This window comes from Blautia sp. TM10-2 (assembly GCF_003480845.1).
GTDB lineage: Bacteria > Bacillota > Clostridia > Lachnospirales > Lachnospiraceae > Fusicatenibacter > Fusicatenibacter saccharivorans.
The window spans coordinates 132,172-157,306 of record NZ_QUJZ01000007.1 but is presented as its reverse complement, the minus strand read 5'-3'; the positions used below and the strand labels follow the sequence as shown (position 1 = coordinate 157,306).

Genomic DNA, 25,135 nt, shown 5'->3' with positions numbered 1-25,135 from the left:
ACTATTGTGGCCGACAATATAATTGCGGCGAAAGATTTGATTGTGACATTGCCTGTTTACATACCCCTCTGGATTCATCTGCAGCATGAACCATTTCACCATTTCCAAGATATATGGCAACATGGGATATATTCCTGTATTTTCCGTTGGCCGAATAAGAATAAAAGATCAAGTCTCCCGGCTGCAGTTCACTATAGCTGACAGTCATTCCTTTGTTTACCAGGCATTCTGCTTCGCTTGCTGCATCCATTCCATTCAGATAAGTAATACCAGCTGCAGCATAACTCCGGTAAACCAGGGAAGAACAATCATACCATCCCGGATCATCTCTTCTGCTTTGGGAATAACCACTTCCTACAGCATTCAGAGCTGCCTGCACGGCAGCATTTCCGGACTCTCCGGCACCTATGCTTTTTTTCCAGGACCAGTCAATCCCACCGGCACCATTTTCGGATGGTGCATAAATGTCAAGCGTCCCATCAAGCTGCGCCAGGCAATCCGCTTTCTCATAGCTCCACCTGGATACGTTCGGTCTGCGGGCGATCATGGCATCATATGCCCTTTCAATAATTTCCCGGTCCGTTGATGCAGATGTTGTTCCATCAAAATATCTTTTCAGGCTTACAACATATTTTCCATCTCTGTTGCCAAAAGAAAGAACGCAGCCTTTCAAAGCATCAGACGCGTTTGTAAAATCAAAACCATAATATTCTGTCAGTGATGTAAGAAGTGGCTGCAGTGTTTGTGTATAGACGTATTCGCACTGGGCTGCCTCAAATGCAATCTTATGTTCTATGCAGATCGAATGCCATGCCCCGTAAAATCCGGCGTTATTTTTTAGTTCTGTGGTCATGCCAAGATATGGTTCAAACGGACCATATGTAGTTGGATCTTTTTCATAGCACCACCGAACAAACGGCCCAAGCTCATAACGATTGTCGAACTGAAATTCACCACATGCATTTCCGCCATCGCCACCAACCTGATCCGGGTTTCCGCCGGATTCATATTTTGCCGCCAGATAACAGGCTCCATCATAAGCGGAAGAAGCACTTTGACGTTCAGCCTTTACCCCAAGAAACAGAAGACTCAAAAGAAGAAAAAGCGAAATAATAGGAAGCAGCAATAAAACATTGGATGCTATAATTTTAATGATGCCTGCGGATATTTTCGCCGTATTAATGACTCCATGCCGAAGTAGCATCCGCTGTTGATAATCAGCCCTTTTTTTTATCTCTTCTTCGTTCCCGGATAACCGGAGGGATTGAACGGTTGTATGGAAGTTCTTTGTTCTCCGAAACCATTTTAAGGATGCTCTAATTTTTCCCTCTTTACGAGAACTTTTTTCATCCTTTTTTCTTTTGCGGTCATTAGAATCTTTTTCATTCTTTCCTGACTTTTCTGTATCACTTTCTTTCCGATTTTTCTTTTTGGCTTTCCGTTTTTTACTTCCGGAATCATCCTCTGAGTCCTCTTCCTCAGCATGATCCATTTCTTTATTCCATTCCTCTACCGCCTGGGACGGTTTTATTTCCTGCCTATCTTTATCTTCTGCCGGATTTTTTTCAGATGTTTTTTCTGTATGTTCCTTATTTTTTATTTCCTTCTTCTGATTGGACGTTTTCTCCTCATCTTCACCAAGAGTTTCCTTTTTCTCTTCTGTTGAAGATTCTTCTGAAATTTCACTATCTTCCGAAGTATTTTTACTCGTGATTTTTTCTTTTTTTCGATTCTTTTTTAATTTTGTCAGATATATAAGTGTTTTTGATTTTTTTAAATCATTCTGGGAATCCGGCTCATCATCTTCAACCTCTTTTTCTACATTCGCTGCTGTCATACCATGCAGCATGGATGCAGTATTCAAACTTTGATGCTGCTGTCTGAAAGTTTTACTCTGGTTGGATGATAATTCTTCCCCTTTAGAATCTTGTACTGTGGATGATTGTATCCTGCCAATCGTATATTTCCGGCTGAAATCCTTCTTTTTTTCTCTCTCATCCGTATTACTTTCTTCCTCTTCTTGTTGAAAAAGTGTCGGTTTTCCAGACAACGGATTTCCGTTTCGCTTCTCCTCTATTCCAATGCCCTGTGTGTTTTCTGTATCTTGCCGCCGCAGATATTTCCACATGGCCAGACGCATACTTTGTCGTTTTTCTTCTTTTATGTCATTATTTTCCGACATTTCCAGCTGTTCAGTATTCGGGATGGAAGCTCTCATCTTGGCTGCAGCATATTTTTTACCGTGATTTTCCTGAATCCGATTCTCTGATGCAGCCTCAATATTATCTTCCCGTTCTGAACCTGTACTTTTTAAAATAAAATGGGTTGTTTGTTGCTTCTCTTCTGCATGGGAACGTCCCGCTTCTGTTTGCACATATTTCTGTGTTGCCAGTCGTATACTTTTCAACTGCTGTTCCCGGGCAACTTGTCTGTCCGGTTTTTCTGGTATTTTATACGTCTCTGAAACAGGTGCATGGAACTGTGCAGCTTTCGCCTCATATTTTTCACTGGAGCCATTATATACAGGCTGTTCCGGTACATAATTTGATTCATTCTTATACCACAGGATTTCCGGTTGTACAGCAGCCTGTTCCGTATGTCCAGTGTTTTCCGGCAAGATACTTTGTGTATTTACTTGATTTTCCGGCTGCAAATATTTCTGCGTCGCCAGACGCATATTTTGCAGCTGTTGTTCCCGCGTAATATGGTTTCCTGTTATTTCCTGCGTTTCAGAGTGGCTCATAACAGATCGTATCTCTGACGCAGTATAGATTGCAGAAGTAGCACTGTGTACCGTCTTTTCCACAGATCCTGTTTTAACTTCCCGCTGTTTTGCCTGCCATGCAACTTCCGTGTGCTTGTCTTTTGGTGTCATGCGTTATCCTTCCTTTAGTTTTCCGGCATACGGTAACAACCTTGGATCTTTTCGATATATCCTTTTTTCACAAGAGATTCCAGTATCTCTTCTGCCTGTTTATTGGAAACACCGCATAAAATTCCGGCACCATAGCAATCCAGCCATTCATCACATTCGTCAGCTTCTTGTACTTTATGGTACATGAACAGCTCTTCTTCACTGATTGGCTCTTCTACTTCGCCATTTAAAAGCTCAACAGACTCTTTGTCTGGATCAGTGTCAAATGTTGACACCGAGTCTCTGTTTTCATCCGTGTCAATCTTTGACACGGATTCCAGATCATCTTCATGTTCATCTTGATCCGCTTCCTGGCTGTAAAATACGTTCCGATTTTCGGCAGCGGCTTCATGGAAGTTTGTACTGTAGAAATGATACAGCGGATTGTCCCGGCTAATCGTCGAATCACACTGCAAAATATGCCCGCCCCAGACAATCAAACTCTGGCCCGGTGTCGGATCAGAAAGCGCTTCAAACTCTTTCTGTGATAACTCCATAATCTGCAGCAATTCGTTCCGATCATCACCGGCTTGGTCAAGCAGCACCTTGAAATCGGAGTTTGATACAATTTCCATAATTTTCCGGTTGGCCGTTGCTGCTGAAACGTTCTGCAGACAGATCGTACAGATACCACCAAGTTTACGGTACGTCAGATACGCCTTTTCCAGCTCATTACAACTTGTCTCATGGCGGCAGACATATTGAGCCTCGTCAACGATAAAATGCGTTGCCCTTTGCTGTTCAACGTTGTAGGAAAAACGCTGCGTTAAAACATGCATGATTGTTATCATCAGCGGTTCCCACATCAATTCAGGGATATTTTTCATTCCAAATGCAACAAACCGGCTGCTGGTAGACAGTGTACTTTGTCCTTCCAATGTCAAAAAGCTATGCTTTGTATAAGCCTCCAGTGATCCATACAAATCACGCGCTTCCGGTTCCCGCTGTTTCTGGAAAATTGCTTCCAAATCAGAAAGCACCGGGGATATCGGTTTCTTTTTTGAAAACGTATTCTGATATAATTCCTCAACGCACCGGTAAATCAACGATTTATGGATACCGTTTGGACGTATACCGGTCATGATACTGTACAGAAATGCTTCCATATACTGCAGCTGGGAAAGGATATATTCTTCACGGCCCTTTGCATTCTTTTGCAGCAAAGATTCCGGAATCTCAAGAGGGTTCAGGCGCAGATCCGGATCAGAAAGATCAAAATACTGACCGCGGAATCTCTGGGTGATTCCCTTCATCTCATTCTGCGGATCAATCAGGAAAATATCATCTGTACTGTTAATCAATGTTTGTCCGATTTCCGTAATTTTCAGCAGCATGGACTTTCCAGAACCAGTGTGGCCAAAAATAACACCATTACTGTTTTTCAATGTCTTTCGGTTTCCAATGATCGGATTTCTGGTTTTTTTATTTATACCATACCATGTTCCGCCAGGCTGGATCAGATCCCAGGAATAGAATGGCTGGAATGCCAGATAAGAACTTGTCAGGACGGAACGCATATTATTTACACGCCTCGCTCCGATCGGAAGCAACGTATTCAGTGCCTGAATTTGCTGATCGTAGTAAGGAACAATCTGTATAGAATGTTTCCGGCAGCGGCGTCTGACTTCTGCCGTGTTTGCATCCAGTTCCTCTTTATTTGCTCCACGCACTGCCAACAGGATTCCTACATAGAAGCCATTTTCATCATCTTCCTCGATCTGATCCATATATTTTTTCAGATTGGCCTGCTTCTTTTTCTTTGCATAGGACGGCTCACTATAGAAGTTACCCATACTTGCATTGGCCTGTACTTCCTGCCCGATCGCATTTTCATTGTAGAAATTCGTGTTGCTGATTTTTCCACGTAACACTTCCCGTGGGATATATGCCGTATCTATGGTAAGGCAGGTATAAAACGGAAAATCTGTCAGTTCAAAAATCAACTTTTCTTCATTCAATCTGGTTGGCAGAACCGCAGCAAAAAGAATCCGCATACACTCTTCATCAAATTCCATGTAGCTTTTGTGATTCCGCACAGAATGTGGAAGGATTGAATTGCGAAAATCTCTTCCGGCCTGTACCATATCCTGAAACGGGAGAATAAAACTTTCCTCTCCATCATCTGTGAAAAAGTAATTTCTGATTTTCTGAAACCGCTGCACAGCGTTTAAAGGAACCAATTCCGAACCCATTGCATAAAAGATTGGAAGTGCTGTATGCTCGAATGTATCAAACCATCCTTCCGCTTCTTCTATTGACCGGCAATTTGCACTCACAGTCAAATAACGCTGTTTTCGAACGTTTTCCTGTCCCTTTTCAAGAGATTTTTTAATCATTTCGTTATTGTAGCGGGCCAGCTCTGGATACTCACTTTTATTTTCATCCTGCAACAGAGATTTCTGGAAATTTGTTACGTCCCGTGGTTCACACTGTATTGTGATCTTGAAATCTGTGTCCATGGAATTTAGAAATTTCCGTAGCTGAAACAGGATGCCGTCTTTTTGCTGCTTGTCCTGATCCACATAGTTTAAGTCTGAAAAAGAATACACACGATCAAATTTTCTCCGCTTTTTCCCTGCCCCGTTATTCGGTTCTATTTCAAATATTCCATTTTCGTGTACACCTGCAATATCCAGCATTTGTTGAATACTGGCCGGTGTCTGGTAAACTGGCTGTGTACATTTTTTATATCGGATAAATTCCTCATTCGAAAAAAATCCCATTCTGTTCCATCCTTTCCAAGTATATAAAAAAGTCGGGATTTTTCCCGATCATTATTTTTCTTTTTTCAAATAATTTTTTCTTGCCTGGTTATATTCGTCACTTTTCCAAACAAGTTTGGCTGTGGACTTTCTGTATTTTCTTGCCCGGTAAAACTCTATTGCAGAAAGCCCGCTACGTGACTTCCATACCTGACTGAAAATGATAGCCGCAGCAACAGCAATTCCAATCAAAAATGATATATATAAGTTCCATTCAAGTATAAAATACAACAAGATACTGATAATACCACAGGAGACAACAGAAACGGCCATCACACCTAACTCTCTTGCTGTAAGTCCTTTCCAGATGCTATCCTTATATGCACCAAAATCTTCATTCATGTTTACCATAAGCTATGTCCTTCCTACTATTAAAATCCAAATGCTCTTCGAACCATCGCATCCGTACCAGATACTGATCCCGTTATAATAAGGATACCAAGAATAGCTTGAAGTCCTTCCCATCCTTGTGATCCCAACATTCCGCCCAATATATCTTCTGATGCAGTAGGGAACAGCCCACCGGCATTTATTAAAATTGTTCCAAGTCGCATCATTAGCATGATTCCTGTCATTTCAAACAATGCACAAAGAAATGTACGGACCCAGCTTGATCCGGTATGTCCAATTTCATGTGGGCCTGCATAAGTGGAAAGTGCAAGTGGTGCAACAGCCATATAAAAAAACAATTTAAGGAAAACCCTATAAACCGTCCATAATGTAATAACTGCGCCACCCAGGCAGATAAACAAAAACACAAGGCCAAACAGATTTCCAAAAATAAGTCCGGATCCACTCATTTCCCAGTCATCCCCTACTCTTATAACCAGTGAAGCGGCATCTTCCGGAACAATAATACCAAAAAATGCTTGTTCAATTTCAATCAAAAAAACGAGTATATTCGTGAGATTTAAAAAAACAGCATCCACAAGTGCCAGCTTGATAAAAAACTGGATGCTTGCTTCCATGGTCATTCCGTGTTTAATATCCGTTGTTTCTTTGAAAAAATTAACCATAAAGAAAACACTTACAAGTGTCGCACCTAGAATCTGTAGTGCCAGGAAAATCCGGTATCCTTCATCCCAAAGTTCACCATCTGCCAAACTTTGTGGACTCGTTTGCAGCATATCAAACGCATATGCAATTAATGAATTCCAAACATTGCACCCAAGGGAAAAGAAACCACTTCCCGAAAAAACCGTTTTGAAAAAATCTAATATCTCATTTATCATATTTTCTCCATAAGAAAAAGGAGGATATTCCCTCCCTTTTCATTATCCCTTCAGAGCAGTTGTAATTACCGGAGCAACCAGCATAACTAACGCACCGCCAATCCCTTTTAAAGATCTTGTAATAGCACCTCCGCCTTCCTGTGCCTGCATGGAAGCTCCAAATTCAAATGCGTGCCATAATAAAATAACACCACCCACAGATTGTACCACAGCGCTGATCAGATTCCATAAAATTTCAAATTTCGCATTTATTGCGGTCGTTGCATCTGCAAAAACCATTGGCGCACCTACTCCCTGCAGGAACATCAAAAACGCAAAGCAAGCCGTATATTCCGTGACTTTTTTCAGTTTCTTTTTTACTTCGATTGGCTTTTTCATATCTTTTACCTCTTTTTGATCTAAAAATAGCCCGCACCAAATTTTGGTGCAGGCCTTATTTTCGTTTGTTCTTTCGTGTCAACCCTTCACACGACATTTTTTAATCGTCATCATCATCATGTTTGTGAAATCTTCCAATTAAAAATGCAATAACACATCCTACCATCGCTATAATCGGGATAATATACTGAATCGGCATTCTCTATTTTCCTCCTTTTTCTTCCTGTTTCAGAACCGGAAACTGGGGCAATCCAGTACACAATTCCAGTCCATTAAATTCTTGTTTTTCAATTATCTGCTGATAATCTACTGTCACAGTGACGAAATATACTTTTTGATTGTTGGCATCCCGGCCTTCCTCTGTATGAAGATGTCCCTGGACAAACACTGTCGTTCCTTTTTTTATTCTCTGAAATGTTATCATTGCCCGTTCTCCAAAGGCGACACAGTACATGTAATCGGAATAAGAACTTTTCGGTCGCTGCACGGCCAAGATGTACCGGCATGTTGGAACTGATCTCCCTCTCCTGTCTTTTTCATAGGAAAATTGTGGGACGCAGGTGCAAACACCCTGGATTTTAATCTGATTCATGTTTGCCCTCCTTATACCAGATTGCCAGTTGTATTTTCTTGACGGTAAGGCAGCCTCCGGTATCGCAGAACTTCCATCCGCAGTAAATCATCCCGCAGGGTTTCTGCATCCATGCCCTCAAATAAAATGTCAAGGGTTGTCTCAAAATCCCGGTAACGGCTGCGCTGGCTGTACGTAAGTGCCTTTTCAATCCTTTCCAGAATCGGACCATTTTCATAAAGTTCCTGCAATTCTAAAAGGGATTGCTGCAGTGTGTCTTTTCGCCGGAAATGTTCTATCATCCGGCTTTTAAATTCTGCCACATCAGCCGGGTTTAACACTTCCCGTTCCGTGTCAATGTTTGACACGGGAACTTCTTCTTTATCATTCGGAAGTTCTTCCGGCGCATTTTCCGTTTTTTCCTCTTCTATGACAGGTATATTCTTTTTTCGTTTTAAATCTGGAACATTTAAAACATTTTTCAGCTTTTTGGTATCAACCCCAAGCTTTTTTCCCAACGGCTCTTCTTGAGTTTCTTCCTTTTTCTGTTTTCGCTCTTGTATTAAACTGATTACAGCTGTTGCTGCAAAACCAAACGCTGCGATCGCAAGCACCGCGGTCATCAAGTAATATGGATTTCCCAAAAATGACTTTATACTTTCCATGGCCGATCTCCTTTACTTGAAATTCCGTGATGCATCTACCGCAAGTTCTACCAGCTCCTCTGCCGAAATTCTTCTGTCATACCATCCGGTCAGAACTGCCGCTTTTTCGTATTCATCATAAGATGCCTTATATTCCGGCATTTCTGCGTTCATCTGGTAGATGACTTCTTTTAAGTTCTTGGTTTCGCGGCGTGGAACACTGATTTCATAGCATGGAAGGGAATCAAAGCGGAAATGATAATTCTTTTCGCCACATACCGCATCTACAATAATTCCATCCGTATTATGGCGGGTTGTCACATTTTCGAACTCTGGCAGTGTCAGCAAGTAATTCTGCAGTTCTTCTGCACTTAAATCGTGGCTTTCCGGCTGATTACTGTTTTCTTCCAGCTGTCTCTGTAATTCTTCCTTGTCTTTTGCCTGATCATCCAGATCTCTCTGCAAAGATTTTACCTGCTTATTTAGTTCAATGACTTTTCCTTGGAGTTCTCCATTCCGTTTTCGCAACTTTTCTTCTACTTCCGGATCAGTGCTGCTATCCTCTGCTTTTAACTGCAGGTTCGCAAGTTCAGCTTCCTTTGCATCAAAATCTTTCTGTAATTTTTCCATCTGTTCCGTTTTGGAATCACGTTCTTTTTCTGCCATGGAAAGACGGCTCTGCAATGTTTCAATTTTCGCCTGCAGTTCTGTTTCCTTATCCGTTGGAAGTGACATATCCGGATACAGTTTTAAATTTTCCTGCATCATCTTGAGGTTATCCCTCTCTGCCTGCAGCTCAATACTTAAGTTCTGTGCCTGCAGCTTTTCCATTTGCAGTTCCTGCCGTTTCTTAATCAGCTCATTTTCCTGTTCCTGCTTTGCTTTCGCCAGGGATTCTTTTGTTTCCTGTTCCCAGTTTTTTAAAGCAGTTTCCTGTTTTTCCATGTCCTCTACTTTAGCTGCAAGAGCATCCTGGATCTGGTCCAGTTCTTTTTCCCGGTTATCCAGATCTGTTGCTTTCTGTTCCTGGCTATTTTTCTGCTTTTCCAATGCATTTGCAAGAGACTGCAGCTGCTTGGAACGGTCATCGAACAGCTTTTCACGTTTTTTATATTGCTCTTCTCGTTCCTGATACAGCTGATTCATTTTTTCGGCCATACTTAATGTATTTTCATCCATGACGTATCCTTTCTTCGGGCGCTTAGCCCAATATCTTTCTTACTCTTTTTTCGTATTGCAGTAAGAAACATCAATACACTCCAACTGCCGATAAAAAAAACGGCAAAAAAACAGATATGATTCCTATCTGCCGTATCCACCGGATCAGCCTTTAAAATCATACCTTCTGTATCTGTGTCAATGTTTGACACCTGTTTTGTGGTTTCCATATCGGTGTCAACGTTTGACACCGCTTGTGGCTTTTCCGTACTCGTGTCAACGTTTGACACCGCTTGTGGCTTTTCCGTACTCGTGTCAACGTTTGACACCGCTTTGGGATTTTCCGTATCCGTGTCAACGTTTGACACCGCCTGGTGGTTTTCCGTACCCGTGTCAATGTTTGACACCGTTTTGCTGCTTTTCTGTCCCGTGTCAATGTTTGACACGGATTTTTCAGCCCGTTTTCCATTCCATAAGGAAACTCCGGTTCCGCAGAGCAGCAGGCAAGCCAAAATCATACAAATTCTGGCTCTTACTTTTGCTTTAAGACGCTTCCTTTTCCGCATTCGCGACCTCTTTCTGGGCAACCGTAACGGCGTGTATAACCAATCTGTAAGGATTGGAGCCATCACCTACGCAGGTGGATAAAGTAAAAACTTTCTCCTTTCCGGTCGGGGCAATATTACAGTCATATTCCGCATTCTGTACGGTTTCTGCAATCCATTGTTTCCATTCCTCGCTGTCACCTTTATATCCCAGTGTAAAAACATCACTGTCATACCGGGTGCTGTATACGCTGTATATCGCACAGGTATAAGTAGTTTCCGGTGTATAAACATATACATAAGGATAAGTGTTCCGGAAGTCCTTATCATGGTACTTTTTCAGGCTTCCAAACATTTTCCCGGATGCCATGTTATGCCCATATAAAATAATGTGGCTTTCTTCGAAATCTGTTCCGGCAGTTGCAAAAATGGAACCAAGAATATTGCTTTCTCCTGTTACGGTATGGTTCAGGTAATAACTGTTGTCCTCTCCTAAAGCAACCGGATAATCAATGGGTGTTCCGGGAACTGTGATCCATGCCAAAATCTCAGGATTGATCTGCTGTAAATTCTGAAAATCAACTATTCTTTCCATATTCGGATCTGTTTCCTCTTCCGGCTCATCTGTAGTTGATTCTGTGTTTTCTTCATCTGTTGTATCCGGATTTTGGATATAGCCACTGATAAGGTTCTGCTGTTCCCGGTCGGTTTGTGCTTCCTGCAAAATCCGTGGAAGATAAGACGCACCCAGCAGACATAAAATTGCCAGCAGGACACACCCAGCAGCTTTTCGCATTTTCACACCTCCCTGTTCTTTAATGAAATACCCGTGTCAAACATTGACACGGGTATAAATCCGGTTTTGCTGGTTACTTTAACGGAATGATGTTCTTAACAGAAGTATCATGCGTTGTAGTTCCCCAGTCATCTTTCTGGTTTTCAAATGTGATGGATGTACCGGTTGGTTTCGCCTTTAAATTTGCATGTACGGAGAAAATTTTATCCGGAGCAACGCCCTTCGCCGGTTCCTGTAATTTTGAAATCTTTACATTCTCTGTTCCGGTAACGTTCACCAGATGATACCGCAGCACATCCTGTTCTGTTACTGTGTAGTCTTCTCCTACCGGGATTTTGTTCCAGGTGACAGAAAGTTCTACATATCCCTGTCCATCGGTATGTGAATTTACGTAATTTTCCGTGAACTCTACATAATTCTGGAAGGTACGGTCTTTTCCATTAATATCTTTTCCTTTTACGGTGAAGATAAAGGTTGGGTTTCCATGCGCCCAGGTAATATCGCTTGCTTTAATTTTCTTTACTATGGTAAGGTCTGCATAGCGCATATCCTTCATGGTGATAGTCTGCGTATCTGCTTTGCTTTCCAGCGTAAAGGTAATTGGATCAGCAAGTTTATAATGATCCGGGGCCTGATCCTCACGTAAAGTATACTGACCCGGTTTCAGTTTTTCGATCCGGTGCGGTGTGCTTCCGGATGTCCAGCTTTCTACCAGACGGCCATTGCTATCCAGAAGAGAAAGTTTCGCTCCGGAAATGTTCTCTCCGGTACCGGAATCTACTTTTGCAAGATCCAGTTTTGTATAATCATTTTCTACCGTGATTGTCAGGTTTGACTGCCCATTGACTTTTCCGTCGGATACTGTGAAATCTTTCACTGCATTATCCAGTACGTATCCATCTTTGGTTGCCGTTTCCTGGTAATGCCAGGTTCCATCCTTCACACCATCAATCGTGATCCGTCCATTGCTATCTGTTTTCTGCGTTTTATCATAGCTCTTGTCATCATTCCAGATATGGAACGTAACACCTTCCATGACTGTGCCATCGTTTTTGCTTACTTTCTGCAGAACAAGCGCATTTTTCTGGTTCTGTACAGCTACATTGACGCTGGTATGGCTATCATCCAGGGTAACTGCATGTTCTGTAGTATCCAGGACGTATCCATCCGGGGCTGTTATTTCTTTGACAATGTACTGACCAAGTTCCAGCTGTTTGCTGGCTGCTGATCCATTGCCATCTGTAGTTACGGTATCAACTACCGTATTGGCAGCAACCAGGGTTGTGCCTCCGGCTGTCTTAATATCCTTTGCAGCTTTGATTTCAAATACCGCACCGGAAAGTTTTTTATTGTTCTCACCGGTTTTTGTGATCGTGATCTGACCGGTTTTTCTGGCATTTGTAACATCCAGAGTTAAGGTGACAACACCTTCTTTTTCTGCCGTAAACTCTTGTTCCCAAGTTCCGGTATATCCTGCAGGATTTTTTGTTTCCACTACTTTGAAACTACGATTCTCTGTATCCGTTTCTTTAAGATTCAGTGCCATATATTCTTTATACTGATCGTTCCATGTTGCCTTTGTGTATGTAACCCATTGGCCACCTTGCATCTTATAAACAGTGAACTCTGCACCTTTCAAAGCTTCTGCAGTTGTTGCATCTTTCTTTTTGATAACAAGATCTACATTTCTAGTCTGTCCCATAACCATTTCCGAGGTGTAGCCAAACTCAGAAGTATTCCATACGTGCCAATCTGTTGCCTCGGTCCGGCTTGATCCTTTCCATCCATTAAATATGGCATCCCCACCAGTAAATGTAAAATCTTTTGGATATGATTGCACTGTGGTAAGTCCCTTACCTGGACCGTCCACATTTTGTATGGTTCCTCCATTATAAAAGACCATAGTCTGAGAATCGCCTTCATATGTGTAAGTAACCCATCCTTCCGGGTTATCCGGTGAAGTACCATCATCTGCATTTGAACCCTTTTTTGCTGACCAGATTGCATCCGTTCTTGCATCATAGATTAGACGATCATCAGCTTCCTTCGTGACATAAATGCCATCGACTTTTCCATCAATATAAAATCCCTGGGAATAGTCCAGATCAGATAAAGTGAAATGTCCCTTAACCTTAAGTGGATTTCCATTTTCATCGTAATATGAAAATCTTACCTTAATCCATTTCAAGCCTTTAATATCAATGACAGGAGTTGCACCGCCTTTTGTATTGTCTACAGAAACAACAACATTGTCTACATCTTCATATCCCGGATACCCGCTGATATCAGTATTCTGCCAGTCCAAAAACCAGATTCGCATGGTAACTGGTAAGCCATTGGCATTACCCACATTGGTGTACTCTGCATACATCTTTCCTTTTAAGTTCTCATATGGAACAAAGGAACGTATATTTGACCACCTCGATGTATCAGCCAGTTTCCACCACGAAGAGCATGCTTTCGCATATCTTTCTGCATTTTGGCAAAAATAGTTATCCCATGATCCACTTCTATCACTGCATCCAAATGTAATTTTTGTTTCTGATCCAATGACTGGTGTAAAGTTATAAGACCCATCAATAACAGAATCTTTGTTTACAATTTTTCCAATACCAGAATTAACTACAGATGGTAACCCATCCATGCCTGTGCTGACAGCAAAAACATTTTCCGGGAAAGAAATTCCAGTTACCATCAAGGCTGCCATAAGCAGCCCTGACAGTGCCTTTTTCCATCGTTTCACAGTTTTTTCCTCCTCTCTTTCTTCTCTTTACGGGACAGTTTCACGGTTCCAAGAGCCGTTACCGCCGCAATTCCAAGAGGAACAAAAACGTATGGATCTGCAAGACCGGTTTTTGGTGCCGTAGTCTGCGAAATGGCAGGGGACGGTTCGTTTTTGCCCGGTTCTTCAGCACCCTGTACACGGAAAATCCAGTTTACCATGCTTTCCCGTTTTGCATATGCATTTTTCAGTTCTGCCGGTAACTGCAGCGTAAACTGTACCCGCGAATTTTTCCCTGTTTCCAGTGTTCCAAGACTGATTTCCTGATTCAGGGATGCAGCCTGCAAATCACCGTTATACAGGGTTTTTCCGTTTTGCGTGATCGTCAATTTAAACTGTTTTAAAAGGTCAAGTTCTTCATCCGTTAAATTTCCAGGCGTTTCCGTATGGAAGAAAAATTCGGCACTGGTTGCTGTCGTATTGGAAAGCTGAAAACTATCACTGATCGTATCGCCAGGCATTGCCGTCTGTAAATTTCTAAAGAAATCTTCCGGCGCAGCCACCAGCTTTCTGGCAGCCCCTTCATAAGTGACGGACATAGCGGTATACTGTTTTGTCACTTCTGTGATGCTGTTATCCGTCTCATGTACGCACTGTTCAATTTCCGTATCGCCCCATGGGGATTCCGAATTAAAATCCGGTGTAAAGTTTGCTGCCTGCACCGCTTCTGCGGTCACAGTAAGTCCAAGAACCCTGTCCTGTGCTTTTGATGTCCACGCTGCAGGAATCGTTACGTTCTGGAAAAAGTCTGCGGATTCTCCGTTTTTCAACGGCTGCGTATAGTAATAATACTCACCCTGTTTTACCCATTCATCGGAAATTCCATCCAGTTCTTCATCACTCAGAACATACTCCGCAGGCGTTTCCTTATCCTGATCCACCGAAGGTGTTTCTGTAGGTTCAGGCGTTATTTCCGGTTTTTCTGGCTCTTCCGGTGCTGGTGTTACTTCCGTTTCGGCATTTTCTGTCGTTTCCTGTGCTGTCTCTTCTGTTGCTTCCGGCGTTTCATTCGGGTCTGCATCCGTTTTGGAATCTTCCTCTGGCTTTTCCGTGTCAACGTTTGACACGGAATCCGATGCCTCTCCGGAATAAGTGGTTTTCACCCGGATGTAGCAGGTTTCCGCATAATTCGTGATACGAGGAATCTTTGAAATGCTCTGGGATGGAAGCACAATTCCATCTGCAGGTCCTTCGTAAACTTTTTCCGTATCACCATCTTTTTCGTATTCCTGGATTCCAATGTTTACATCACCGGTGCTGATGTGGTTTGTAACGGTAACGCTGTCCTGATAGTAAGCATATGATCCACTGATGGTACTTACTGCCGTGACCAGAATTCCGGCTGCTATTGCAATTTTCCTTTTCATTACTGGCCACCTCCTCCAAACCGTTTCCATGCTTCCTGATAAGAAGTGTATTCTTTCTGACCATCTGTTGTCTGAACGGATTCCTCATAGACTGTTACTTCCAGGTTATCCTGCTCATATTCATCTGCAACAGTAACCCCTGTAAACAGATAAGTTGTTGTTCCTCCAACCGGAACAGCTTTTTTGTAGTAATAATAGCCATCATTTCCCTTAGCCCAGTTTGTGGTATCAAGTCCCGTAAACTCTTTCACAGGCTCACTGCATGTGATATATGCCCGGACATAACAAGGTACATCTCCTGTATTTTTTGCCCTGACTTTTTTTACTACTGATCCGCTGGATGGAACCGGTGTCGGTGTCGGAAAATCCTCATCCGGAATAATGGTGTTATTTCCAGTCCTGATAATGTTTACTACTTCATCATGGTCCGTCTGGTAAGCAGAAGATCCCGATATTGCGGTGGCTGCTGCAAGAAAACCGCAGCAGCACATTCCGGCAATTGACAGCATTCGTTTTTTCTTTTTTTTCATGCTGTTTTCCCTTCTTTTTCAGAACAGTCCGGATGGCTTTCCGGACTGTTATTTAAAGTATTCTTATGATAAAGTGTTGTTTCCATCCTGTTCCGGCTCAACCTGAACATCATCTGGGGTATTTGTTTTGTTTTCATCCGATGTTGCATTTCCGTTTCCATCAACGGTTGTAACCCCATTATTTCCGCTTTCGTCAGACTGCGGAGTCGTGATCTGTCCTGCCTGGCCCTGGTTCTGCAGTTCATATTTTTTCCATGCGGAAGCTGCTTTCTGTGGAATCGTGGTTCCTTCTCCGGTGTTGAGTTCCTGGATTGCATAGTAATGTACCGGCACATTCAGATCTTTTCCATCCAGCTGTCCCTCTACAATATTGGCAGCTGTCAGGCTTGTAAAGATCGGATCTGTTGTTTTTCCCGGTGCAAGTATTTCGTTATAGCTGTAGGTGTAAACCATATTATCTCCTACACGCTTGTTGTACATCAGAGTCCATTTCTTAGAAACATTGTTCATGGAGAACAGCTCTGTATCTTTTGCAACGCCTCCATTCAAACGGTTACCTGCAGCATTAACAGTAATCACCTTTGCAATCGGGATAGAAACATCCAGATATACATAAGCATCATTTTTTCCAACATTTTCGATCTGCGGGTCTTTTTTGATCACCTGGGTCGGAACGATATTGTTGGTTTTTCCATCATTATCCGGTGTGTAGTTCGGCTCATGGCCAACGATGTCTACTTTACCTACAGAAAATTTGTTGGTTACAGAATCATGATCTGTCAGATATGCCATGGATGATCCAACGGCCAGTGCGCCGCATAGTGCTGCTGCTGTAAAAAATGCTGCTACTTTTTTCTTTGTCATAATCGTAATTCTCCTTTTTTTCTTTTTGTTTTTTTTACCTGTTCCCGTTCCTTTGGTTCAGGTCTTTTCTCCGGAAAACAGAAAACCAGAAGCATGAACAGCGCCAGAAAACCTACGGTAAGAAACATGTGATTTTTCGCCCACATAAATCCGTATCCAAGATGTGGAATGCAGAACAGGTATGTTCCACGTATATTTTCTGCCGGAATGGTTCCGGAATCCGGATCTGTGTTTGCATCCCCTTTTGTCTGGTATCCCTCTTCTGTTTTTGACAGAATCCGGTGAGTCACCAGATCCCCGTGCCTCTCAAACGTAGCAATATTTCCTGGACGTACATCCCTCTTCGATGAATCCACAACTGCCACTGATCCTGTGGGAATCACAGGTTCCATAGAACCTGACAGAATCACATAACCCCTTAAATCACGGCACTGATAACAGGTAATACCAAGCACCATACAAACCAGAATCCATAGGAATGCGTGTATTACTTTTGTTTTCATTTTTCCTCTCTCTCCTTTTTTACTTTTTGTTGCCACTTCTTCCGGGCAACGGCGTCACCCCCTAAAAATGGGCATAAAAAATGCACCAGCCCATGAAAACCATGTTCTGATGCATGAAAGCCCATATTCCTTTTTTTCGTGTCAATCATTGACACGAGCAATTGAAAGATTTTTTTGTCCTACCTGCTGTCCCTTCTGTTTTCCTTCTTTTGCAAGTATAACATAGCATACCTTTTGATGACGTGCAAGGGTACATTTTTTCAGAAAAGGGTACATTTCTTTGAAAAAGGGTACATTTTCATCTAAAAAGGGTACATTTTCTCGAAAAATTTTATAAAAAAATTAGCGAATCTGAAATATCGTTTCAAAAACGCTGCCTTGGCTTCTTATTTTCTACAGATCATATGTATTAATGCCTATGGCAATCATAGCTCCACACACTACAATCCTGTTTATTATTTTTTTCGTAGTATTCATTTTTTCACCTTTCTTTCGAAAAAGGGATGCGCAAAGTTCTGCGCATCCCCCATGCTGCTTGACTTTTTCCGTCTGGCAGCTTATAATCAAATCAGAAGCAATCAAGGATATACCAGTGTCGGTGGTTGCCTTTCTGAAATAATCTAAATTATTACAAAGAGCAACAAGAGACATAGGCTATCCCCTATTTGCGGTAGGGAATAGCCTTCTTTCTACTTGCGATGGTTATCTATGTGGGACAATGCCTCTAAGACAACCAATAAAAGCGTCAACACTTCCATTGTATTCATTGGCATTACCCCCTTTCTGTTTCCAGAAAAGACAACCACCTGACTATCCCTATCACGTTCTGACCTGATTAGATTCAGTATAACATACCATCGACTATTTTACTACCTCTTCGACATACAAATCCCCTCTCGTAATTCGTCTACGAGAGGGGATTCTTTTTTTATCGGATAAAGTAGTTTGTGATCAAATTATAATCGTTCTCTGTCATACCAAGGACTTCGCCCATTCCCATATCTTGATTCTCCCAAGTAGCTGGAAAGTCAAGATCCTGATTTGCAAATGAGAATACAGCTGAGAAATTCACAATTTTTCTTCCGTTATACTCCTGCGGTTGTCCATACATTACAGCGATTGCTCCATATGCATTATAATCATCCATCTGGTTTGCTTTATGACCTGGAGAGGACATCCAAAGGTTGAAGATCTGGCGGGCAAGATCATCGGAATCTGTATATGACAGACCACCGCCGCAGCCGTTCTGTCTGCCACCATGCAGGGCCAGATTATCAGAAGTTCCGTATCCTAGCTGTGTGATTGATCTCATGATGTGGTATCCGGCAGCGGCAACGCTTCTCGGATAACAATGTTTTTCATCCCAAATCATAGCTGCATGTCCTTCTTTGACACGTTCTTCATTTACCAGGTCGAAAATCTTTCTGGAAACTTCCTGATCGTAGACGGTCATTCCAAGAGCCTCTTCGTTGGTGTATGGGATATTAATTTTTACTTCTACGTATCTTCCAACAACACCTCCGTCTGGCTTAGATCCCATTGCATCAGCTGAGATAATAACTTTTCGCATACCATTTTTTTTATGAACGGTTACAAGTCCATTTTCATCTACGCTTGCTACTTCTGGATCATCCGAAGTCCATTTTACCGCTTTGTTGGTTGCATTTTCCGGATATACGGTTGCGGCCAGCTGCAGTGTCTGTCCAACTTCAGTTAATTCCAGATTACTGTTCGGTGTAATTGTTACGCTTGTTGCATAAACGGTTTCTGCTGGTGTCTCTGTTGGCTTCGGTGTCTCTGTCGGCTTTGGCGTTTCCGTCGGTTTTGGTGTCTCCGTTGGTTTTGGTGTCTCCGTTGGTTTTGGTGTCTCCGTTGGTTTTGGTGTCTCCGTTGGTTTTGGCGTTTCTGTCGGTTTCGGTGTTTCTGTCGGTTTTGCTGCTGGTTTTGTTGTAAGCGCACCGTCTTTTCCGTAGTAATTTCCGTTTACCGTCTGATCCGTTACCATCTTACAGTCTGATCGGAAATAATATGTCTTTCCGGAAATTTTCATCTGCATATCCTTGCAGGCTCCGCCCCAGCTCCGGATATAGTATTTTGCTCCGTTTTCTTCTTTCCAGCATCCGGAAAGCATAACTCCGTTTCCGTCCACAAAATACAGGTTATCTTTGTATGTAAAGCTTGTGTTCACTGCCATGGTGCTGTCTGCCTGGAACCAGTACCATTTTCCTCCGGTTTTCAGCCACTCATTCTGATAGGCTGCACCGTTATCATGCAGGTAATATTTTTTTCCGTTCCAGGTCTGCCAGCAGTTTTTATAAGCTCCGCCCCAGCTGCAGAAGAAATAGGTTTTTCCCCCGTCCGTGAAAGATTCATTTGCTTTCATGGTTCCGTCTGCGTTCAGATAGTAACGGTTATTGTCCCAGGTCTGCCAACCCGTTGCAATTTTTCCATCTTTTGCCAGTTTCCACTGTCCATCCATCACGATCCACTGCATGTTGGTTACTTCTGCAGCACTATTGAAGGTATACGAACGTCCATTGATTTTTGCAGACCGGCTCTTATAAGCTCCTCCCCAGCTGCAGAGATAACGGATTTTTCCGGTATCATCCAGTTTCCACTCATTGGAGCGCATACTTCCATCACTATTCATGTAGTATTTATTTCCATCCCAGGTCTGCCAGCCGGTTGCAATTTTTCCGTCTTTCACCAGATACCATTTTCCGCCTTTTACAACCCACTGGGAACCCTGTACCTTACTGTCTGCACCGAAAGTATAACTTCTGCCGTTGATTCTTGCCTTGCAGTTCAGGTAAGCTCCACCCCAGCTGCGGAAGTAGTAAACCGATCCATCCGTATCAATCATCCACTCATTTGCTTTCATGGTTCCGTCTGCATTCAGATAATATTTTTTTCCGTCCCAGGTCTGCCAGCCGGTCTGTTTTACACCGTCTTTGTAAAAATACCAGATTCCGGACTCCTGTGTCCATCCGGTTTTTCCAGCTGCCTGTACTGTCTGGGCAGAAACTACTGGGAACATATTTGTTGCGGCCGGTGTGCCTACTGCCAGGCTCAGGCCAAGAAGTACCATTGCGATTCTTTTTCTCATATTTTTTTCCTCCGTCCGTGTCAAACATTGACACCGATTTTTCTGTTTGAATTCCGTGTCAATGTTTGACACGGGATTCCTTGTTTTATTATTTCACTTTTTATTCTGGAATTTCTTCCAGAAGTTCCCCGGTATAATCTTCCCGTTTTCCAAGTTTTACGGCATCGTCCAGTTCGGACTGTTCCATGCATACACTTCCGATCGGGTGGATTCCTGGATCACAAAGAACCAGATACAGGTTTCCCTGGTAATCTTCCGCTACATCACCATCCTGCCGGTAGCCAATAAACTCATGCTCAATCGGTATTTCTTCCGGATGCTCCAGATAGAATGGATCAAGCTCTCCCCAGTCCAGTGTGGAAAAATTGAAGTCCGGAAAACGTTCTGCTATTACTTTTTCTGCATTTTTTCGAAGCTCTTTCATGTCCATATGGTTTCTCCCCCTTTTTTATTTCTTTGGATCATATTATCATATTACCTTTCCAATTCCGTAATTACAAGAGTCTTTTGCTATTTTTCATATTGCATTTTTATTACATTCTAATCACCCCTCTGTTTTATTTGCATTTGTTGTTATTGTAATATGGCTTCCGCTGCTGAATGCGGCTTCCATAGATGCCTTTAATGCGTTCAGGATTTCATCTGCACTTTTTGTTCCCCCGTAGAAGCCCGTATTGGCCGTTTCCTGCGATTTTTCTGCATCGTACCGTAAAATGATCGTAAGTCCTGTTCCAGCCGTTGCAGCGTCCGAAAACGAGCTTGAAAGGGTTGTCTTGGATGTACAGGAAACGGTAAGTGTTCCACTCAGGAACTTACAGCCGGAAAACAGGTTCCCGCTATCCGTACAGGAAGATGGGATTTCACCGGTTATGGATTCCAGTGCGGTACATCCGAAAAAACTGCTGTTCATTTTCTGTGCAGACGATGGGATATGTACTTCTTTCAGGTTGACGCAGCCATTGCAGATATTCGAAAGTTCTTTCGCACTGTCCGGAATCTGGACAGATGCCAGAGCCATACAGCCGTAATACATGGAATCCATGTTCTCCAACTGCATACAGGCTGTTGTATCGGCTCCATCGATCAGTGCCGTATCACCGTAAAATGCTTTTTTTGCCTGTTTTATATTTCCTGGAAGTTCCATGGCCTTTTCCAGTGCGATACACCCTTCTGCGCAGGATGTAATATCTTCCAGCCGGACCGCACCAGACATATCCGGCATACTGGTCATCGCCGTAGCATTCTTGAATGTTTCCACCATGCTTCTCACTGTATCCGGGATGCGGCACAATGTTTCCAGGTATTCGTCATTTCCTGTAAACCAGTAGTCCATGCTTTCCACTTCTGCCTCCGGATCAATCCAGGTCAGCCGTTTAACAGAATATTTCTTCCATGGCGCAGAATCTGATTTGAAATTCCGGACGCTTCCTTTTCCGGATATTTCTAGATCCCCGTTGGAATACAGGATAGCCTCCACATCATCTGGATTTTCTCTGCCGATTTTATACCTAACACTTTCATCACGGTCAATAAGCACTGTTATCTCTGCCTTGATATCCGGATATGCCTTGGAGGAAACCTCTACGGTAACACTGTGGCCATGTGCCGGCACTTTAGCCGATGACACGCTGTATGTATCTGCATCCAGAAGCTGTTTCTTTTTCCCGGATATTCCGTATACGCGGAAATTTTTTTCTGAAATCCTACTTCCGGCAGCATGGCGAGTGTTCTTACAGCATTTGAAAAGCTGTAAGAACACTCGCTTTTTATACAGCGAGTTCACAGGGGGCGTAGTTGACGACTACGCCTTTTCTTGTATTTACGGACACTTCCGGGATCGGCAGGGGCAGCACCGTTGGAATCTCAATCGTTCCGACGCAGTTATAGTGGATGCGAAGCCGCTGCTCCCATACGCCGTCGATCTTCTCCGCATTGAACACTTCGATCTTCTCAATCAGTTCGTTCAGCATCCTAGGCGCCAGTTTTCTCGCTCTGGTGTACTTGCGGACAAGACCGATAAACATATCCGTTGTCATGGAACGGCTGCTCTGCTTCTCTATTTCGGAGCGGAGCTTTTTTATTTTCTCCGATAGTTCCTTTTGCTCGTCCTCATACCGCCGGGACATTTTTGCGAAGCGGTCATCGGAGAGCTTGCCGGAAACATTGTCCTCATAGATGCGCTCAAAAAGGCCGTCCAATTCTTCATCACGGGCAAGGAGCGTTCTTAGCTCTTTTTCCTTCAGCTTGCGGTCTGTCTGTTCCGCCTGCTGGGAATGACCGATCACAGCTTTTACAAATTCGTTCTCATAGAGGCTGGCGAATTTCGTTAAGCGCCGTATCTCTCCCAGCACTACTTCCTCCAGGAAGTCTACGCGGACATAATGGGTAGAGGTGCAGGTGCCGCGATTGCCCTTGTAGTTGGAGCAGTTGAAATACTTGATCTCCGGATTGCCCTGATTGAAGTGAAAGTGAAGGTTACTGCCGCAATCGGCGCAGACCAACAGGCCGGAAAACATATTGTGTTCTCCATTGTTGGTGCGGCGCTTACGGATTTTGCCCCGCTTCTGCTGCACCTGCTCATACACAGCACGCTCGATGATCGCCTCATGGACGTCCTGGAACACCACCCAATTCTCACGGTCATTGTCGATTCGCTTCTTATTCTTGTAGGATTTGGAATAAGTTTTGAAATTGAGAATGTCACCACAGTATTCCTGCAGGGAGAGAATTTTGGTTATTGTGGAGCTGTTCCACTTGGTAGGCGGCTGCTGTTTGCCCTTGCCGGGGCGTTTGATGCCCTTCGTGAGCCAGTAGGCCCGCGGGGTCAGGACATCGTCCTTTTCAAGCTGGGCGGCAATCTGCTCTGTTCCGAACCCCTCCAAAGTCATGCTGTAAACGCGGCGCACAACCTGGGCTGCCTCGTCATCCACGATCCAATGCTTCGGATCATTCGGGTCCTTGATGTAACCATAGGGAGGCTGGCCCATCGGCTCACCGGCATTGCCCTTGATCTTATTGCTGATGCGCCGCTTTTTGCTGATATCGCGGGCATACCACTCGTTGAACAGGTTGCGGATCGGGGCAAGCTCATTTTCGCCCTCTGCCGTGTCGATGTTATCCGAAACGGCCACCAGGCGGATATCATGGTTCGGGAAAAATTCTTCCGTCAGCCGTCCGACCTCAATGTAGTTGCGCCCCAGGCGCGAGAGGTCTTTGACAAAGACAGCGGCGGCTTTTCCCTGTTCCAACTGGCGGATCATTTCCACGAAGCCGGGGCGATCCATCGTCACGCCGGAAATGCCGTCATCCAGGAAATGAAGCAGATTTGTGTAGCCTTTTTCCTTTGCGACTTTGGCAAGCAGCTTCTTTTGATTGCCGATGCTGTAGCTTTCGCCTTCAAGATTATCGTCACGGGAAAGTCTTTCATAGAGAAAGGCGGTCACGTCACGGGATTTTTTGTTATTCGACTGTTTCATAAGTCCTCCTTCCGTCAAGGCAGTCGAATAGCAAATATACTTGTACGAACACATTATACCGCCATTTGCTGCCTCTGTCAGCCGGGTTTGAAAGCTATTTACAGCTTTTCACTCTCGGACTTCATCAGGCGAAGGAGAACGCTGCCCAGGGTATCCGGGCTTTCTTCTTTGAAAACCGGCTCAACAACGAACGACCGATTGCCAATGTGATAGGTCGTTTTTGCATCCAGAGGATTTTTCTCTGGCCTGCTGGTCTTGCCGGGATTTGTAGCTTTATCTTGCATGATAAAATCCCCTTTCATAAAGCATAAAGATAGCAATGAAAGAGGCAAAACGGACGGCTGTTGGCACAGCTCCACGGGAGTCTAACCCCGGCCCATGCTGATGGGTGCGGCGCACAATGCTTTGTGGGCGTTCAATGCGCGAGTATCTTTGACCCTGCCCGTGTGTCATCGCCCGCAAGGTGCCACGCTTGCTTTGCGGTATGGTGCTGTTCGCTCGCCCGTTACAGTGGTCCCGTCCTGCGGACTTGAAACGAGGTCATGGCGCACCGACCGTATGGCTCGGCACAAACAGGAATGTATCCGTTTGCCTTATACTGCGGCGCTGGCCTCCCAACGGGCTTTCTTTGTCAAGGTGCGGAACACACCATGCGGAAAGGGGAACGCACGGCGGTCATCTGGATCAGGTCAGGTCAAAATCCAGAATCGCAATAATCAGCTTCGTTTCCAGCCTGCGGCTCAGATCATCGTCCACCTGAGAATGAGGACAGCCCTGAGGATCATAGCTTGTCCTTGTGGAAAGCGCCGCTATGTAGCCGGAGTAGTGGCCGATCACACGGTTTACCGCGTCAGGGTCGCCCTGGACAGCGGCGGTAATGACCGGATAAGGAAGAAGATTATTCCGGGAAGCTGCGGTGTCACGCATCCGTATCACCTCCCATCAGCTCTTTCAGCAGCCGATAGGATTTCAGCCTGCGGTTGTTGATCGTCCTGCGGGCCAGGTTCATACGCTCCGCGATCTCACGGTCCGCCATTTCCAGGAACCAGTACATCAGAAGGATATCCCGGTTGTCCTGAGGCAAGGCGTTCAGCGCATCGGCCAGCAGATCGTTTTCGATCAGGATCACATCACCGCCAAGAATGAAGGTGTTGTACTCCCAGGGATAACGGTCATAGGCCGCAAGCTGCTCCATTGCGTCCTCCGGCAGTTCGCTGAAAGGGATGCTGTGCTTCTTCCTGCGGCTGATCTCTCGATAGCCATTGCAGGCCTCGCACTTCAAGACCTTTTTGCAAAAGCTGTCAAAGGCGTGCTGCTTGTGTTCGGCGTGGCGATCAGGTTTCATGTTCTCACCTCCCTTCGTGCCGGGAGGCAGTTCTTTTCTTCCCCTTTCGCCCACTACTCGTTCTGCGGAAGGCTGTTTTGGCCAGCTCTGCCGGGAAAAATCAAAAATATTTTTTCTGCCGCTCATTTGTGCGCTCCTTTCGTTCTGATCGGGTTGGTGGCC

22 protein-coding genes are annotated in these 25,135 nt (G+C 44.0%); all 22 read right to left on the bottom strand.

Annotated elements, in window-relative coordinates; translation table 11 throughout:
* Nucleotide 1 precedes the first annotated feature (1 nt).
* The 22 genes from DXD92_RS08905 to DXD92_RS08795 all read right to left on the bottom strand — a co-directional run bounded on the left by DXD92_RS08905 (nt 2) and on the right by DXD92_RS08795 (nt 25,099).
* Nucleotides 2-2,875, bottom strand: coding sequence for a C40 family peptidase (locus tag DXD92_RS08905; RefSeq protein WP_118640430.1), 2,874 nt, complete (start codon nt 2,873-2,875; stop codon nt 2-4).
* 14 nt (nt 2,876-2,889) lie between these two features.
* Entirely contained in the window at nt 2,890-5,637 is a 2,748-nt protein-coding gene (locus DXD92_RS08900) for a VirB4-like conjugal transfer ATPase, CD1110 family (RefSeq protein WP_118594781.1), read from the bottom strand.
* A 51-nt stretch (nt 5,638-5,688) separates the two neighbouring features.
* Complete coding sequence (locus DXD92_RS08895; protein WP_118640429.1) at nt 5,689-6,027, bottom strand: PrgI family protein; 339 nt, start codon at nt 6,025-6,027, stop codon at nt 5,689-5,691.
* Between the two features lie 20 nt (nt 6,028-6,047).
* Nucleotides 6,048-6,908, bottom strand: coding sequence for a hypothetical protein (locus DXD92_RS08890; protein ID WP_118640428.1), 861 nt, complete (start codon nt 6,906-6,908; stop codon nt 6,048-6,050).
* A 42-nt stretch (nt 6,909-6,950) separates the two neighbouring features.
* The gene (locus DXD92_RS08885) at nt 6,951-7,286 is read right to left on the bottom strand and encodes a hypothetical protein (protein WP_118594779.1); all 336 of its coding nucleotides are present in this window, start codon (nt 7,284-7,286) and stop codon (nt 6,951-6,953) included.
* A gap of 202 nt (nt 7,287-7,488) precedes the next feature.
* Entirely contained in the window at nt 7,489-7,878 is a 390-nt protein-coding gene (locus DXD92_RS08880) for a single-stranded DNA-binding protein (protein ID WP_118594778.1), read from the bottom strand.
* An 11-nt stretch (nt 7,879-7,889) separates the two neighbouring features.
* Nucleotides 7,890-8,522: a hypothetical protein gene (locus DXD92_RS08875; RefSeq protein ID WP_118640427.1), complete on the bottom strand. Its 633-nt coding sequence runs from the start codon at nt 8,520-8,522 to the stop codon at nt 7,890-7,892.
* Between the two features lie 12 nt (nt 8,523-8,534).
* Entirely contained in the window at nt 8,535-9,680 is a 1,146-nt protein-coding gene (locus DXD92_RS08870; RefSeq protein WP_022461025.1) for a hypothetical protein, read from the bottom strand.
* A complete protein-coding gene (locus tag DXD92_RS08865) occupies nt 9,662-10,066 on the bottom strand; it encodes a hypothetical protein (protein ID WP_147342488.1) in 405 nt (134 codons plus the stop codon). The genes DXD92_RS08870 and DXD92_RS08865 overlap by 19 nt, the downstream gene beginning before the upstream one ends.
* A 136-nt stretch (nt 10,067-10,202) precedes the next feature.
* On the bottom strand, nt 10,203-11,000 hold the full coding sequence (srtB, locus tag DXD92_RS08860; RefSeq protein WP_118640426.1) for a class B sortase: 798 nt from the start codon (nt 10,998-11,000) through the stop codon (nt 10,203-10,205).
* Nucleotides 11,001-11,073: 73 nt separating this feature from the next.
* Complete coding sequence (locus DXD92_RS08855; RefSeq protein ID WP_118640425.1) at nt 11,074-13,743, bottom strand: SpaA isopeptide-forming pilin-related protein; 2,670 nt, start codon at nt 13,741-13,743, stop codon at nt 11,074-11,076.
* Nucleotides 13,740-15,149: a hypothetical protein gene (locus DXD92_RS08850; protein WP_118640424.1), complete on the bottom strand. Its 1,410-nt coding sequence runs from the start codon at nt 15,147-15,149 to the stop codon at nt 13,740-13,742. The genes DXD92_RS08855 and DXD92_RS08850 overlap by 4 nt, the downstream gene beginning before the upstream one ends.
* Entirely contained in the window at nt 15,149-15,679 is a 531-nt protein-coding gene (locus DXD92_RS08845; RefSeq protein WP_118594773.1) for a hypothetical protein, read from the bottom strand. Before DXD92_RS08845 ends, DXD92_RS08850 begins: the two co-directional genes overlap by 1 nt.
* Nucleotides 15,680-15,742: 63 nt before the next feature.
* Nucleotides 15,743-16,543, bottom strand: coding sequence for a TasA family protein (locus DXD92_RS08840; protein ID WP_118594772.1), 801 nt, complete (start codon nt 16,541-16,543; stop codon nt 15,743-15,745).
* The gene (locus DXD92_RS08835) at nt 16,540-17,046 is read right to left on the bottom strand and encodes a signal peptidase I (RefSeq protein ID WP_118594771.1); all 507 of its coding nucleotides are present in this window, start codon (nt 17,044-17,046) and stop codon (nt 16,540-16,542) included. Before DXD92_RS08835 ends, DXD92_RS08840 begins: the two co-directional genes overlap by 4 nt.
* A 928-nt stretch (nt 17,047-17,974) precedes the next feature.
* Nucleotides 17,975-20,152: an Ig-like domain-containing protein gene (locus tag DXD92_RS08825; protein WP_118594769.1), complete on the bottom strand. Its 2,178-nt coding sequence runs from the start codon at nt 20,150-20,152 to the stop codon at nt 17,975-17,977.
* A gap of 100 nt (nt 20,153-20,252) precedes the next feature.
* Nucleotides 20,253-20,582: a hypothetical protein gene (locus DXD92_RS08820; protein ID WP_118594768.1), complete on the bottom strand. Its 330-nt coding sequence runs from the start codon at nt 20,580-20,582 to the stop codon at nt 20,253-20,255.
* A gap of 114 nt (nt 20,583-20,696) precedes the next feature.
* Nucleotides 20,697-21,779, bottom strand: coding sequence for a leucine-rich repeat protein (locus DXD92_RS08815; RefSeq protein WP_147399298.1), 1,083 nt, complete (start codon nt 21,777-21,779; stop codon nt 20,697-20,699).
* A 139-nt stretch (nt 21,780-21,918) separates the two neighbouring features.
* Nucleotides 21,919-23,628, bottom strand: coding sequence for a recombinase family protein (locus DXD92_RS08810; RefSeq protein ID WP_118640422.1), 1,710 nt, complete (start codon nt 23,626-23,628; stop codon nt 21,919-21,921).
* A 98-nt stretch (nt 23,629-23,726) separates the two neighbouring features.
* Nucleotides 23,727-23,912: a hypothetical protein gene (locus DXD92_RS08805; RefSeq protein ID WP_113992624.1), complete on the bottom strand. Its 186-nt coding sequence runs from the start codon at nt 23,910-23,912 to the stop codon at nt 23,727-23,729.
* A gap of 400 nt (nt 23,913-24,312) precedes the next feature.
* Nucleotides 24,313-24,555: a helix-turn-helix domain-containing protein gene (locus DXD92_RS08800; protein WP_118640421.1), complete on the bottom strand. Its 243-nt coding sequence runs from the start codon at nt 24,553-24,555 to the stop codon at nt 24,313-24,315.
* Entirely contained in the window at nt 24,548-25,099 is a 552-nt protein-coding gene (locus DXD92_RS08795) for a sigma factor-like helix-turn-helix DNA-binding protein (RefSeq protein ID WP_118640420.1), read from the bottom strand. Before DXD92_RS08795 ends, DXD92_RS08800 begins: the two co-directional genes overlap by 8 nt.
* Nucleotides 25,100-25,135: the final 36 nt, after the last annotated feature.

Excerpts from the sequence above, each read along its gene's own strand:
- DXD92_RS08905 (WP_118640430.1), bottom strand. The coding sequence starts at position 2,875 with ATGACACCAAAAGACAAGCACACGGAAGTTGCATGGCAGGCAAAACAG.
- DXD92_RS08900 (WP_118594781.1), bottom strand. The coding sequence starts at position 5,637 with ATGGGATTTTTTTCGAATGAGGAATTTATCCGATATAAAAAATGTACA.
- DXD92_RS08895 (WP_118640429.1), bottom strand. The coding sequence starts at position 6,027 with ATGGTAAACATGAATGAAGATTTTGGTGCATATAAGGATAGCATCTGG.
- DXD92_RS08890 (WP_118640428.1), bottom strand. The coding sequence starts at position 6,908 with ATGATAAATGAGATATTAGATTTTTTCAAAACGGTTTTTTCGGGAAGT.
- DXD92_RS08885 (WP_118594779.1), bottom strand. The coding sequence starts at position 7,286 with ATGAAAAAGCCAATCGAAGTAAAAAAGAAACTGAAAAAAGTCACGGAA.
- DXD92_RS08880 (WP_118594778.1), bottom strand. The coding sequence starts at position 7,878 with ATGAATCAGATTAAAATCCAGGGTGTTTGCACCTGCGTCCCACAATTT.
- DXD92_RS08875 (WP_118640427.1), bottom strand. The coding sequence starts at position 8,522 with ATGGAAAGTATAAAGTCATTTTTGGGAAATCCATATTACTTGATGACC.
- DXD92_RS08870 (WP_022461025.1), bottom strand. The coding sequence starts at position 9,680 with ATGGATGAAAATACATTAAGTATGGCCGAAAAAATGAATCAGCTGTAT.
- srtB (WP_118640426.1), bottom strand. The coding sequence starts at position 11,000 with ATGCGAAAAGCTGCTGGGTGTGTCCTGCTGGCAATTTTATGTCTGCTG.
- DXD92_RS08850 (WP_118640424.1), bottom strand. The coding sequence starts at position 15,149 with ATGAAAAGGAAAATTGCAATAGCAGCCGGAATTCTGGTCACGGCAGTA.
- DXD92_RS08845 (WP_118594773.1), bottom strand. The coding sequence starts at position 15,679 with ATGAAAAAAAAGAAAAAACGAATGCTGTCAATTGCCGGAATGTGCTGC.
- DXD92_RS08840 (WP_118594772.1), bottom strand. The coding sequence starts at position 16,543 with ATGACAAAGAAAAAAGTAGCAGCATTTTTTACAGCAGCAGCACTATGC.
- DXD92_RS08835 (WP_118594771.1), bottom strand. The coding sequence starts at position 17,046 with ATGAAAACAAAAGTAATACACGCATTCCTATGGATTCTGGTTTGTATG.
- DXD92_RS08825 (WP_118594769.1), bottom strand. The coding sequence starts at position 20,152 with ATGAGAAAAAGAATCGCAATGGTACTTCTTGGCCTGAGCCTGGCAGTA.
- DXD92_RS08820 (WP_118594768.1), bottom strand. The coding sequence starts at position 20,582 with ATGGACATGAAAGAGCTTCGAAAAAATGCAGAAAAAGTAATAGCAGAA.
- DXD92_RS08810 (WP_118640422.1), bottom strand. The coding sequence starts at position 23,628 with ATGAAACAGTCGAATAACAAAAAATCCCGTGACGTGACCGCCTTTCTC.
- DXD92_RS08805 (WP_113992624.1), bottom strand. The coding sequence starts at position 23,912 with ATGCAAGATAAAGCTACAAATCCCGGCAAGACCAGCAGGCCAGAGAAA.
- DXD92_RS08800 (WP_118640421.1), bottom strand. The coding sequence starts at position 24,555 with ATGCGTGACACCGCAGCTTCCCGGAATAATCTTCTTCCTTATCCGGTC.
- DXD92_RS08795 (WP_118640420.1), bottom strand. The coding sequence starts at position 25,099 with ATGAGCGGCAGAAAAAATATTTTTGATTTTTCCCGGCAGAGCTGGCCA.